This window comes from Pedobacter sp. 05L430 (assembly GCF_056397585.1).
On record NZ_JBFTNT010000040.1, the window covers coordinates 1 to 12,528 of the forward strand.

General features: G+C 38.6%; 15 protein-coding genes. 5 read left to right on the forward strand and 10 right to left on the reverse strand.

Annotated elements, in window-relative coordinates; genetic code table 11:
- The 5 genes from AC1DG9_RS09010 to AC1DG9_RS09030 form a co-directional block, all read right to left on the reverse strand.
- A partial coding sequence (locus tag AC1DG9_RS09010) for a hypothetical protein (protein WP_477634524.1) occupies positions 1-399 on the reverse strand: 399 nt, incomplete at its 3' end.
- A gap of 5 nt (positions 400-404) precedes the next feature.
- The gene (locus AC1DG9_RS09015) at positions 405-779 is read right to left on the reverse strand and encodes a VOC family protein (protein WP_288882653.1); all 375 of its coding nucleotides are present in this window, start codon (positions 777-779) and stop codon (positions 405-407) included.
- A gap of 252 nt (positions 780-1,031) precedes the next feature.
- Positions 1,032-1,508 carry a hypothetical protein gene (locus tag AC1DG9_RS09020; protein WP_288882655.1) on the reverse strand — a complete coding sequence of 159 codons (477 nt, stop codon included), beginning with the start codon at positions 1,506-1,508 and terminating at the stop codon, positions 1,032-1,034.
- 284 nt (positions 1,509-1,792) lie between these two features.
- Positions 1,793-3,637 (reverse strand): tetratricopeptide repeat-containing sensor histidine kinase, encoded by a 1,845-nt coding sequence (locus AC1DG9_RS09025; RefSeq protein ID WP_288882657.1) that lies wholly within the window; start codon positions 3,635-3,637, stop codon positions 1,793-1,795.
- A gap of 423 nt (positions 3,638-4,060) precedes the next feature.
- The gene (locus AC1DG9_RS09030; RefSeq protein ID WP_477634525.1) at positions 4,061-4,201 is read right to left on the reverse strand and encodes a hypothetical protein; all 141 of its coding nucleotides are present in this window, start codon (positions 4,199-4,201) and stop codon (positions 4,061-4,063) included.
- Positions 4,202-4,329: 128 nt separating this feature from the next.
- On the opposite strand from AC1DG9_RS09030, the gene AC1DG9_RS09035 reads away from it, so the two are divergent.
- A complete protein-coding gene (locus AC1DG9_RS09035; RefSeq protein ID WP_288882658.1) occupies positions 4,330-5,004 on the forward strand; it encodes an SDR family NAD(P)-dependent oxidoreductase in 675 nt (224 codons plus the stop codon).
- A gap of 215 nt (positions 5,005-5,219) precedes the next feature.
- Here the strand turns inward: AC1DG9_RS09035 and AC1DG9_RS09040 are convergent, their stop codons facing one another.
- Positions 5,220-5,582 carry a winged helix-turn-helix transcriptional regulator gene (locus AC1DG9_RS09040; protein ID WP_288882659.1) on the reverse strand — a complete coding sequence of 121 codons (363 nt, stop codon included), beginning with the start codon at positions 5,580-5,582 and terminating at the stop codon, positions 5,220-5,222.
- A gap of 380 nt (positions 5,583-5,962) precedes the next feature.
- On the opposite strand from AC1DG9_RS09040, the gene AC1DG9_RS09045 reads away from it, so the two are divergent.
- From AC1DG9_RS09045 to AC1DG9_RS09055, 3 genes are all read left to right on the forward strand, one after another.
- The gene (locus AC1DG9_RS09045) at positions 5,963-6,478 is read left to right on the forward strand and encodes a nuclear transport factor 2 family protein (protein ID WP_288882661.1); all 516 of its coding nucleotides are present in this window, start codon (positions 5,963-5,965) and stop codon (positions 6,476-6,478) included.
- Between the two features lie 502 nt (positions 6,479-6,980).
- Entirely contained in the window at positions 6,981-8,240 is a 1,260-nt protein-coding gene (locus AC1DG9_RS09050) for a DUF6252 domain-containing protein (RefSeq protein WP_337717406.1), read from the forward strand.
- 244 nt (positions 8,241-8,484) lie between these two features.
- On the forward strand, positions 8,485-8,787 hold the full coding sequence (locus AC1DG9_RS09055) for an antibiotic biosynthesis monooxygenase family protein (RefSeq protein ID WP_288882665.1): 303 nt from the start codon (positions 8,485-8,487) through the stop codon (positions 8,785-8,787).
- 68 nt (positions 8,788-8,855) lie between these two features.
- Here the strand turns inward: AC1DG9_RS09055 and AC1DG9_RS09060 are convergent, their stop codons facing one another.
- The 4 genes from AC1DG9_RS09060 to AC1DG9_RS09075 form a co-directional block, all read right to left on the reverse strand.
- Positions 8,856-9,524, reverse strand: coding sequence for a GIN domain-containing protein (locus AC1DG9_RS09060; protein WP_288882666.1), 669 nt, complete (start codon positions 9,522-9,524; stop codon positions 8,856-8,858).
- Positions 9,525-10,212: 688 nt separating this feature from the next.
- Positions 10,213-11,466, reverse strand: a complete 1,254-nt coding sequence (locus AC1DG9_RS09065; RefSeq protein ID WP_288882667.1) for a hypothetical protein — start codon at positions 11,464-11,466, stop codon at positions 10,213-10,215.
- A 262-nt stretch (positions 11,467-11,728) separates the two neighbouring features.
- Positions 11,729-11,866, reverse strand: coding sequence for a hypothetical protein (locus AC1DG9_RS09070; RefSeq protein WP_288882668.1), 138 nt, complete (start codon positions 11,864-11,866; stop codon positions 11,729-11,731).
- Between the two features lie 148 nt (positions 11,867-12,014).
- Entirely contained in the window at positions 12,015-12,143 is a 129-nt protein-coding gene (locus tag AC1DG9_RS09075; protein WP_288882669.1) for a hypothetical protein, read from the reverse strand.
- 203 nt (positions 12,144-12,346) lie between these two features.
- Between AC1DG9_RS09075 and AC1DG9_RS09080 the strand changes: the two genes are divergently transcribed.
- Entirely contained in the window at positions 12,347-12,526 is a 180-nt protein-coding gene (locus AC1DG9_RS09080; protein ID WP_477621869.1) for a hypothetical protein, read from the forward strand.
- Positions 12,527-12,528 lie beyond the last annotated feature (2 nt).

The window sequence follows — 12,528 nt, forward strand, 5'->3', positions numbered from 1 at the left end:
CTGTTTATACATATTTAGGAGGTTATACTGCATATCACCAGCAAGGGGATAAATCGATTGGTAAGGAAAGGCCTCCTGCGGTAGCATAGTGCCAACAAAAAAGTCATCATCAACTCCGTTTTCTGTTTTAAAAGCACTTAAAAACTCCTTTGTAATTGATATCGACAAAACTTTCACCATTTCATCAGATTCAACAGCACTTGTATAGTCAGTATCAGGTGCCAATAGCATAAAATTATCCGGAAAAAGCATAATCTCCTTTCTTCTAAACTTGAAGTACTGCTGCCCACTTAAAACCGCCTTAATTGTAAAATGCTCTTCCTTCTTTTGCCAGCTGTTACTTGACATACTTCTAATATCAATTGAATTTTTATTGGCAAACTCTTTATGTATTTTCATCCTTGTTACAGTATTTTTTTCTCATAAATACGCTCTTCCAGCAAAGTGAATACGTTACCATAAGGGTCTATAAATTCAGCTTCCAAACCTTTGTCATTGTAATCAGGCACTTTTGCAAATACAACACCATTTGCTTTTAACTGCAAATAATCTTTAATACAATCTGTTGTGTTTAATACCAGATTCATGCCCTTGACAACCTGTTCCGATTCGATGAGAATGATCCCCATACCAATTGCCACATTACAAAATGCCACATGGTTTTGCATTAAATCAATAATGGGATAGGCTTGTTCAAAACCAAGTACATCTCGATAGAATACACTTCCTTCTTCTAATTTGCTTACATAAATAAAAACGTATTTAACACTCAATTCCATTTTATGATCTATTTAAACAACTACGTTCTTTAAGCAACGAAGTATTTTATTAGATGAAATTACTGCCTTCGATAAAAAAAGAATAGGAATAGAGATATGTGCTATTGGAAAACAGACCAAAGACAAAAAGATAGTCATAAAAGACATCTGTCATCAAAAGCCAGCCATTATTAGGTAAAACCATGTTGTACATCTATAGAATAGTATGATATATCTACAGAAAGACATGAGCCTTAAGGCAATTAAATGCAACTACTGCTTATAAGTTTTATCAGAATGAAAAATTGAGATAATTAAGCCGAACAGACCCGCGGATAAAAAGCAGCCACGCAGCACAATTGCGTTTATCCATTCTGATTGGAGTGAGCTCCAAGAGTTGCTTCCAATTGGATAGTTTTTAAAGGCAGTATTGATCGGGATATTGATTTGAACAGCAATGATCAAATCGACGACAATAGTTATCAAGGCAATTGTAGTGGCCAGAAATGCAAAACTTTTATAGCGCGCCCTCATAAAAACTAAAGATCCGATACCAAAAATCAAAGACATAGCATATAAAGACATGAGCCTTGAGCCGATGACTCCATCTAATAGGTTACGCTGTTCAGCAAACGTAGCTGTGTTCACCTGTTGAAGTGCTGTGGCATTGCCTAGCATATAAAAAATGCCTTGAGAACTCAGCACAGTTACCAAGATTAAAAATACTGACCGAAAGATTGTTAAAATCATAACCTATAGATTTAAATGAAACACTGTTTATTAATAGATAAAAGGATAAATGCTATTGCTCCAAATCCATCGTCAATACCCAAATAGTTTGCTGGGCATATCCGATGATTTTGACCTTAGACGAACAGCGGATCCCTAAAAATTACCAGCTACCACTGCCAAAGCTACCATTAGTGGATAGCCAAAAATATTTCAAAAACACTATTTAATTTTGTTTTACGACTTAGCTGAAAAAAGTCTATTTATGCTGACCTGAAGGGGGGGGGACAGATTGATCTGCAAGCTCAATTAGAAATTGTCAATTCCATGGTAACAATAAATACGTCCTCGATATTGGTGATCTTAAATTTATGACGTTTAGGATATAGTATGTTGAGTCTTTTTTTGATATTTGGTAAACCGATATTGCCATATTTTGCGGTGCTCTTCTCATTTTCCATTTCTAATGGTTTGTTATTCGAAATTTTAAATACAAATGTGTTTCCCTTTATATAAGCCTCCATATTAATCCAGGCTTCATTAATAAGCTTTTCCACGCCATGCTTAAATGCATTTTCAACCAAAGGCAAGATAAGCAATGGAGCAATTTGTATATCCCCAAAATCCTGTTTCACATCCATATTCACCTCCAAGTTTTGAGTATATCTTATTTTTTCAAGCGAAATATAAGCCGAGATGATATGCATTTCTTTCTTTAAATCTACATTTAGTGTGTTGCACTCATATAGTATATACCGTAAAATACTCGATAATCCCAGCACCACGTCCGGTGCTTCATCGGCCTTGGTTATGGTAAGTGCATAAAGATTATTTAAGGTATTGAATAAAAAATGGGGATGTATCTGAGCTTTCAACAAGCTCAGTTCAATAGCTTGATTTTTATTGCGGTATATTAAATAGATGATTACCGAGCCAAGCAAGAGTAAAACTATAGCAGCAATGCCGTATAAAATGTATTTATTCTTCTTTTGCAGTTCAAAATCCTTGTGAATTAACTGTAGCTTCTGGTCCGATAATGCTTTCTCCTTAATCGTCGTTTGGTATTTGATTTCTGTCTCATGAATAGCTTTTTTCATTACCAAATTATTTACCGAATCAGTCATCAGCTTATGCTGCTTTAGCAGAGATAGTGATTTTCTGTATTCTCCCTTGTGCTCATATATTTCTGAACCCAATAAATAAAACTCCCTTACGTCTTCGGCATCCATTTCTTTAACAGCTTGCTGTAAATTCTTGTCGAAATAGAATTTTGCTTTATCATATTCTCCAAGTTTCAGGTAAGTCTCCATCAAGGCTCCTTCCGTATGCAGCTGGATACTTTTCCCATTTTGGACTTTTGCATATAATGGCTCAATTTTATTCAGATTAACCAAGGCCAGTTCATATTTCTTTTGTCTATAATAGACGTGCCCCAGAAATAAGTAGGTAGTTGCCAGAAAATTCATTTCTTTATTTCTACTAAATATTGGCTCTATTTCACGTAGGTGACGCAGGGCAAGATCCGTTTGGTCATTCAACATTTCATCTATAGAGATGTTGAGCAAACTTCTGGCGATAAGTGTACTGTCCTTAAGCTGTAAAGCCAGCTGATAGCCTTTATTTGAATAAAACAATAACTTTTTAGGTTCTCTGAGTTCAAAAAAAATATTAGCTAGAAAGTAATAATACTCAGCTTGTGATCTTTTAAAACCGTATTTTTCTGCTATGGTAATCGCTTTAATTATATTTTCGGTAGCGAGCTGAAGTTTACCAACTGCTCGTTGCTGTTCTGCCATCGCTTGATAAGCTTCTGCCGATTGGAATTTATTCTTTGTTTGTATACTAATAGCCATTAATCGCTTAGCAAGCTGAAATGCTTCCTGATGCGAACCTCTTCTGTTTAAGAGTTTGCGGTAGAGGTTAAGATAGTTAAAATTATATTGCTGAATTGACGACGTATCTTTAAATACACTTGCTTTCTTAAGCGATATTGCTACTTCATTTAAATCACCGTTTTTTAACTTTTCTTTTGCAAGCTTTAAATATCCAGAAACTATTGCAGTGTCAAGTAAGTTGGGTTTCTGAACAGTAGCCCAAACAGTATTTATACTGAAAACAAGAAAAAATACAAGAAACGTTCTAACTCCCATAGGAAAAAAATGGCACTGGCTCAACACATAAAGATACAATTAATCACAAATATGATCATCATTAAGATCGCGGTGTCAGGCAATGAAAAATTTTAATGCAAAATTGGGGAAGTCAATACATGTACTCTACCAATTATTACAGAAGAGACACTTTCGTAGACAAAAAACACAACTAAGCCTATGAACAACTAAAATATAAAATAGAGATTGGAGTAAAAATAAATTGAACTAACCCATTATCGATTAGTCATAGAAACATAGGCAAATAATTAAACATCAAATTTTCACAAATTCAACCCTTCTATTCTGGGCTTTACCGATTACACTTGTATTTTCAGCTATGGACTGTGCTGGTCATTTTCCATCAGTTTATAATGAAGAACTTTTTATGCTACAATAATCCTCCAAACTTTTTTTTGGTGCTTATGCTCTTCTTGTTGATAAAGCAAAGCTAGCATCCGCATTTCCATATAATCGGTTGTCCCATAATTTGAGCTCCGCATCTGCGCTATTTCGTGGATAAGTTGCATCACTAATATTGAGCAGATAAGATAATTCCAACAAACACATTGCTTTAAGTTATTTAAGCTTGATTAAGCTATTTTCATACGCATTGCTATGTTTTTTGTCTACGAGAATTTATTTTTTAGATGATTTAAAGTCACTTCGGATCAAATAAAAATTCAAACAAAATGAATAATACAAGAAATAAAGTAGCCGTAATTACAGGTGGTAATAGTGGAATTGGTCTAGCACTTGCTGAGAACCTATTAAGGGAAGGTTTCTGTGTGCTCATTACTTCCAGATCTGGAGAGGTAACACTATCACATCCTAAATTATCCGTAGTTAAATTAGACCTCAAGGATGAAGCGTCCATTGCAAACTCAAAAATTATCATTGAAAACTTAGTGTCAAAAATTGATTTACTGATCAATAATGCAGGCATAGCTGACGACATTCACTTGTTGAGACCAACGTTGGATTCTTTTAAAGATACCATAGACACTAACTTAACAGGTACGATTTTCTTTACTGAAGCCCTTTTACCCTTATTAAGTCAGGAGGCAGTTGTTGTAAACATTTCTAGCGAAATGGGTCTTTTTGAACACTTGCAATCAAATGCTTATGCTTATCGTATTTCTAAGTCCGGTCTGAATGTTTATACTAAATTACTTGCGCAGTCATACGAAGGTACAGGAATAAAAGTATTCGCTATACACCCCGGGTGGGTACGAACAAAATTGGGAGGAGCACTAGCACCCGTATTGCCTGATGAAGCAGCAAAAGGTATTATAATGGCTATTAAAAAGGAAAAAGATACAGGTATTTATATCAATGTTTATTCAGGTCAAAGCGTTCGTATCTAGTTCTTGCAAGTCAATTTACTATTGATTTCATTTTTTAAGCTATTCATACCCTATTTCAAGTAGTATGTCTATTGTTTTTACGAGAATGGTATTAGGATGTTAATCTTGCAGTACAAATCTTTTCGGTAATTAAGATAGTTGGGAGTGTGTTTTGTGATGGTTTCTCACGAAACCTGAGCGGGCCTTAAAAGCCCGCTTTATTTTTTATTAAAAATTTATAAACTCACACTTAAGTTGGATTTTTGAGTGTTTTTATTTTTAATTTGTCGATCTCCCCAGTCTTTTAAATAGCCAATAAAAGGTATCAACTCTTCTCCAATACTGGTGAGTGTATATTCAACTTTCGGCGGCACCTCATGAAATACATTACGATTTACCAATTGATCATCTTCAAGCTCTCTTAATGTCTGCGTAAGCATTTTTGTGGTAATATCCGGCAAGCTACGTTTCAACTCACCATATCGCAGAATTTGATACAGATGTAAGTGCCATAAAATTCTTCCTTTATATTTCCCTCCAATCCTTCTAAAAGCATAATCAACAGAACAAGCAGGAGCGCTTTTTATTTTTTTCGCCATAATAATAAAATTTAATATACTGATAATCAACAATAGTATACAAATGGTATGTAGAGTACAAAATAGTACATACTTGACACAAGTATATGTATAATATAGTTTTGCTGCAAATAAATATCAATTCACTTTTAACCTTACTATATGGATAAAAATCAACAGCATAAACGGGCATTTTTAATCTGGCTCGCCATTTACCCATTGATTACGATATTATTCTTTCTTTTAGGAGATTGGCTCGTGCCTTTGCCCTTGGCATTACGAACGCTTATTCTTACACTGATAGCAGTACCCATCGTATTTTATGCCATACTTCCAATTTATAACAGAATTTTCAAGAAATGGCTCAATCCAAATTCGTAACAATTAAATAACCCTTAAAAATGAAAAGAACAGTATTAGTCATTTCGACCACTTGCTTACTTGCCTTAGGCGCGAAAGCTCAACACACCACACAAAAAACAACAAACAATAAAAACAGTACAACTATGACCACAGTAAATAAAAGTACAGCACCTGTACAAACATTTTTTTCCGCATTTGGCAAAGGCGATTTTGAAGGCGTTATCAATTCCTTTAGCGATGACTGTAAAATTACCGCAGTTAGAGACGGTAAACGGGAAGATCAACAAATCTATGGGGCATACAATGGTAAGGATGGTGCAAAGGCATTCCTCACCAATCTTGGCAATGCATTTGACACCAAAGCTTTTTCAGTAGAACACTTAGTTGGTGAAGGAAATATTGCATTTGCAAACGGTAAGTTTACACATGTTGTGAAGGTTACTGGTAAAACATTTACTAGTGATTGGTCTTTAATGTGCGAAATTAAAGATGGTAAAATTTCAACTTATCATTTCTATGAAGACTCAGCTAAATATGTAGAAGCCAGTAAATAAAACAGCTATAAAGCCAAAGTATAATCTAATCCTTTGGCTTTATCAACTAAGCAGGAAACACGAGGCTAGTGAGGAAACCAATTCTATTTGTAAGTTCCTTCTGTTTCCGAAAAGCACATTGAATTATCAGGAAGCAATCTTATTTTTCTTCGAGTGTTGAGCAATAAAAAATGCAGAAACAGAGATCATCCAACCTTTATTGTATTCAAACGCGAAAGTTTCCGATGTCCTCCCAAATGATGCATACAAACGTCATAAGTAAAACAGACTCACCTAACTCTGTCCGATCGGCATACAAGTAAATAATCTGCGTCTTTCTAACTTAAAACACGATCTATACGAAATTTAAAATACAGACATACTCTCATTTATTTATTAAAGTCCGACAATTGCAGTTTGTCTTTTATAAAAGGCTGATGGGAGTCTTTTCAATGGTATTTATCTATACTACTTTATATTCCAACTCATAATCGCTCGATTTGTATAAATAATTCTATCTAATATGAAAATCAATAATTCAGACAATCTTTGTTTATTGTTGCTGTTAATCGTGACCATCAGCCTACCTTCCTGCAAGAAATCACCAAAGAAACCAGACCAAGAAGCTTTTACGGCAGTAAAAACCATAAAAGGCGCTACAATCGGTGATGCTATAAAAAAAACAATAGGTGCCGAGGGTGGTAGCTTTTCGTTACCTGATGGCTCAATTACAATTAATATCCCGGCCGGAGCATTAACTAATAACACCGAATTTTCCATCCAGGAGATAGAAAAGAATCTTGCAATTTCTACWGGTCGTGTGTATCGTTTTCTTCCAGAAAATCTTACTTTCAAGAAACCGGTGGATGTAGTACTTAAATATAGCGACAGTGATACGGATGGCACAACTTCAGATTTCCTTTACTTAGTTTACCAAGATAACCAAGGTTTTTGGCACCCTTTAATAAACTCAACGGTAAACCCTTCCTCAAGAAGCTTAAAGGTAACAACKACGCATTTCAGTGATTGGTCGCTAATCAGGGAAGTACATCTTTCATCCAGCAAAAAAGAGCTGGCCGCAGGGGAGGAATGCACTTTGTCTACCTACATCCATGATTACTCGATGAACGACCTTCTGGGTGAGAACAAACCGGTAAGGTCAAATCAAGTGGTAAGCTGGAAGGTCATCAACGGGGTTGGGAGCATTACCGGGGGCAACAATGCCAGCGTTACCTATAAGGCTCCAGCCTCAATAGATAAAAGTGCTACCGCAATCATAGAACTGACCTTGCAAAATCTGGTAAGCAAGAGTAATCCGTCGCGCCCTGGCAAAAGTGGCATGGTGATTATCCGGAAGGAACTGACGCTCTTACCAAACGAGTTCATCAAGTGGACCGCATCTGGCATTGAGCACAACTCCATCTTTTACTCCGCGGGCGTGTTTAACGGGGAAACCATAATCGCCACCACCTCTACAAGTGGCGGGCTAAGTATACACTTAAATGGGGCAAAGGAAGGAACCTATGACCTTGGCGACATGCAGAAACCCTCAAAGGCCGCAATAACCCTGACCCAGGACAACAAGAATTACATCAGCAGCTATACCGAATGCTCAACTGGCAAGAGGATCTACGCAAACGGCAGCATCACGATAACCAAGTTCGAAGATAAACCAAACGGGATCATCGAAGGCCATTTTAGTGCTACGCCCTATAATTACACCAATTGCACCCAAACCAACCGTAAAACAGAGGGTTCATTCAAGATCCTCAGGGGCAATTAACAGACCCACACACTTTGGTGACTGGGTTTGGGGGCTTAGCTGCTGAACCCTACCAGACCTGCGCCTCGGGACATAAGCTAACGAGAACCAACAAAAACACCATGGCAAAAGACGACACCAGCGGGCAAACCACCGGGACTACCGGCAGTCCTTCAGGCTCACCTCAGAAGCTTCAATCCCACAGGACTGATCCCTGTTGGAATCGGGGCATTATTGATCAACAACGCTAACCCAATAAATTCACATGATATTAGAAGTTGCCATACTTAACATCGTCAAGGGTCAAACCAGGGAATTCGAGCAAGCCTTTGTTGAGGCAGGACAAATCATCTCTACCATGGAAGGCTATCTTTGCCACCAGTTGTTACCCTGCCTCGAGAATGACCATAGATATATCTTGCTGGTGGAATGGAAAACCCTTGAGCACCATACCATTGGTTTTAGGGGATCAACGGGTTACCAAACCTGGAAATCGTTGCTGCATCATTTCTATGAGCCATTCCCTACGGTTGAACACTATATCGCCATGGGGCCAAAAGCAAGTTAAAAGTGATTTCGGCAATACTGCCAGGCCTTACAATGATTATTGCCTTGAACAAAGAGACCCGGCTTATGCTAGTACCTGATAACGCGTCCCGTACCGCTCAGCCTAGCCTCAACATGAGGATTACCAGTATAATAGACATTGCCACTTCCGCTGATCACCGCCTGGAGGTTATCGGTAACACCGTTAATGATGTTACCGTTACCGGAAATATTCAAAAAGGCATTTCTGCCTGAGAGGTTTCCGAACCGCACATCACCCTTGCCCGATATGTTGACGTTGACCCGGTCGACCACCATTTTCCCAGTCAATTCAATCGCACCCGAACCGCTGACATCAGCATGCAAGGAAGATTGATTAGGGAAGATACCATCTATTTCAATCTTGGCACTTCCGCTAAGTGAGACCTTGGCAAGCAAGGGCAAGGTGACATGGATCTCCAGATCATCCCTGCCAAGCCTAAAATCCCCGTAACCCAGGGAAATTTCATTGCCAGACACGACGGCCTGATATCTGGAAACCAAATTCGCAGACCCCTCCAACTCAACTTTGTATTCGGTTCCATAGGTAATGAAAACGGGCGTGGACCCACTGGTATGTACATGGGTGAAAGGAACTTGTTTCCTTACCTCAGTGACCTGCCTACCATCAGCATCGATCCTTTCTTTTTCACATGACGGAAAAAGAAACAAGAGCGGTAAGGCAAGCAACGGAGTAACGATTTTTTTTAAACACATCATACAAGGGTTTTTGGGAAATTGAAGCCGCGGCGGTCGGAAATCACCATCCCACCTCCCCTTAGCTCCAATCGCCCCTATCTATACCAACAACATTAACAACTGATTTCCTGGGCCTGAGGATCCTGGACATCGTAGCAACGTCGATCGGGAAATCATCCCAATCCGACCCTAGCCCAAATGCCTTTGACAAAGTCTAAGCTGCAAACCAAGCCCCAAAGCTACCCGAAAGAAAGGCCCCAAAATATTCCCAGAACACCAATTGGCAATGCGATGGCATAAGCGAGATGAACTATTGCTAAAGAAGGGATTATTCCCTACCAAAATGATCTCCAAGGCATTTCATCGACAAACGCAAAGCGTCTGTTCGTCCTGGAATTACTTACATGTCCCTATATGTCCTATATGGTGAAGAAATAAAGTGTTCTAACTGGCAAGAGCAATAGGCTTGCACCAATGGGGCTTATTTAGAATAACTATGTCAATATTTTGCTCTATGCTATTACCACTGCTTCATCCCTGCTACCCTCCAACACCTCAATCTTATCTTGACCTCACTTGTTATATGGCTTAAAGTAATTTCAAATACAAAAAGGGATCGCCAAATTTGACAACCCCTTGCAGAAACCTGGTGAAATCTTGAACTAATGTTCAGGTAACATGTCTTAAAGCTTCGTTTAACCTAATGTGGTTACTTTGCTTTGTACCTGAAATCTACCTCAATTGGAACTGATTTTATCCAACAATAATTACCCGAAGATGTTTTTTCCCGCATTCGAATAACTCCTTCAATATTTCCGGTAATCAGCCCATTTTTATTTTCAATGACCACAATATCTCCTTTTGTGAATAAATTTCCAGCTGGAATACAGTCTGTGTAAGTAGTAGAAAAATAGTTTCCAAGGAAGTAGGAAAAGCTCACCCATGTACCTTCATTAAAATCATATTTTCCAAAAGTATTTTTGGGCGCATTAATAGAAATTCTGGTAGAGTTATGGCTAGTAAAGGTAACTGACATGCCATCCCCGGGGGCTACATTGATTCCGCCGACACCAAAGGAGTCTGTCGATGTACCATCAACAAGTGCATAACAATAATTTTCAGCCAAGCGGTCTACATAAATTTGCAAATTTTGATCTTGCCATCCATCTACTCCTTTTACTACAGCTTCGATACCTGTAACCCGTTGGTATGGAGGATAGGTAGAAGGGGCTGTGAAAGTTGCCGAAGTAGATTCGCCCCTAGTTACCGTCCCACGATTTTCGGTCCCACCAGTACCATAGAGGCGCCATTCCTTAACTAACTTGGAACTAATTTCTCCCTCTGGAGCCAACATATCATCATCGTCACCAGGATTTCCAGATGGAAGCGTCGGCCAGTGCTTAACCGTTAACGTTGTACTTTCTCCTTTTTCCAATCGTTTTTTTCCTGTTATTTCTATGTAGTAAAGTGGAATGGAAGACCAATCGCTAAAATGTCGCGTATTAGCGGTTATGGTTTCTTCGCTCCGGTTAAGGATGCCATTTTTAACTACATGCCAATATCCATGCTTATCTTGGTAAATGGGACGAATGGTACCAATAGCCATGTGGTTCTCATACTTGAAAGGCATCACAATCTGGACGTCTTTTTGGAATTGTACATCTTCAGGCAAGAAACGATAGGTGTCACTAGAAACACCTCCATTCGGCAACGTTGTTTTTACCTCTTGAACACTAAAATTAATATCCTTATCAACTGCTCCTGGGGGAATTACTAATTTAAGCTGGCTATTCGGTACGGTAAGTGTACCACCAGCCGCCCCAATGGTTTGGCTCACCGCTGTTCCAACTAATTCCGCATGCGGAGTTTTTACTGCACCTGGTATAACCACCTCTGGATCCGGCTCTGGCTCAATGTGAGGTTTCTTTTTGCAGGAGATAATCGCCACGACTAAAACTAGCAAGCATAGGTAGTTCTTTATTTTTTTCATAATACACAAATTTTTATTTTTTACCCCTCTTCGGGATGTAAAAATCATGGTGTTTCGTTAAGTGAGCAAAAGGAATTGCCATACGCAATGAAACTGCCTACCAATAACATTTAATCATCGACTAAAAAACATTTTGGAATAGATATGCTTTGCAACAAAGACTGGAGGTAATTATATATTGAGTTGAGCGAAATAACAACAAAAGCATTTAATTCGTAAAAATCGATTAAAGCCCTTAGGTGAAAGGAATTTGTTTCCTTACCTCAGTGACTTGCCTACCATCGGCATCGATCCTTTCTTTTTCACATGACGGGAAAAGAAACAAGAGCGGTAAGGCAAGCAACGGAGTAATGATTTTTTTTAACCACATCATACAAGGGTTGTTGGGAAATTGAAGCCTCGGTGGTCGGAAATCACTATCCCACGTGCCCTTAGATCCAATCGCCCCGATCAATACCAATGACATTAACTGGTTTCCTGGACCCTAGACAAAGTCCCGCATACAGAACCAATAGCCAAAGCTACCTGAAAGAAAGCTCACAAAACATTCCCAGAACACCAATTGGCAATGCGATGGCGTAAGAGTGGCGAAGTGACGTGTCTATCGCGAACTTCTTTGCACCGTGTCCAAGGTGGATAAATTTAACCATCCATTGGCATATCAACCGCGACCGAAATGACCAGGCGTCCAATCAAATTAGATTAGCTAGTGCGGTCAATAATCGCCATTATAGCCCATCAGATCCTGATGCCCGGATATCCACAAAACCAGGAAAAATCACGAGATTGAATTTTTCGACACAAATTGATGTCGATACACAAAACCATGTATTTACCCATATACATGCATTTCATGCAGATAAAGGATGGGCAGTGCCTCCTTGAAGTTCTGAGCAGCATGATTGATAATCTGAAAGAAAATGGGTTAGAAATAAAGGAGATACTTGCCGATACGGTTTATAGCAGTAAAAACGACCGCTACGCATATCCACAAAAAAAGCCCCAACTTGTGATGGGGCCTGCCAGAGAATGAAA

Coding starts and splice junctions, on each gene's coding strand:
- AC1DG9_RS09015 (WP_288882653.1), bottom strand. CDS start 779: ATGGAATTGAGTGTTAAATACGTTTTTATTTATGTAAGCAAATTAGAA.
- AC1DG9_RS09060 (WP_288882666.1), bottom strand. CDS start 9,524: ATGATGTGTTTAAAAAAAATCGTTACTCCGTTGCTTGCCTTACCGCTC.
- AC1DG9_RS09040 (WP_288882659.1), bottom strand. CDS start 5,582: ATGGCGAAAAAAATAAAAAGCGCTCCTGCTTGTTCTGTTGATTATGCT.
- AC1DG9_RS09020 (WP_288882655.1), bottom strand. CDS start 1,508: ATGATTTTAACAATCTTTCGGTCAGTATTTTTAATCTTGGTAACTGTG.
- AC1DG9_RS09070 (WP_288882668.1), bottom strand. CDS start 11,866: ATGATGTGGTTAAAAAAAATCATTACTCCGTTGCTTGCCTTACCGCTC.
- AC1DG9_RS09025 (WP_288882657.1), bottom strand. CDS start 3,637: ATGGGAGTTAGAACGTTTCTTGTATTTTTTCTTGTTTTCAGTATAAAT.
- AC1DG9_RS09055 (WP_288882665.1), top strand. CDS start 8,485: ATGATATTAGAAGTTGCCATACTTAACATCGTCAAGGGTCAAACCAGG.
- AC1DG9_RS09075 (WP_288882669.1), bottom strand. CDS start 12,143: ATGGTTAAATTTATCCACCTTGGACACGGTGCAAAGAAGTTCGCGATA.
- AC1DG9_RS09035 (WP_288882658.1), top strand. CDS start 4,330: ATGAATAATACAAGAAATAAAGTAGCCGTAATTACAGGTGGTAATAGT.
- AC1DG9_RS09080 (WP_477621869.1), top strand. CDS start 12,347: ATGCAGATAAAGGATGGGCAGTGCCTCCTTGAAGTTCTGAGCAGCATG.
- AC1DG9_RS09045 (WP_288882661.1), top strand. CDS start 5,963: ATGAAAAGAACAGTATTAGTCATTTCGACCACTTGCTTACTTGCCTTA.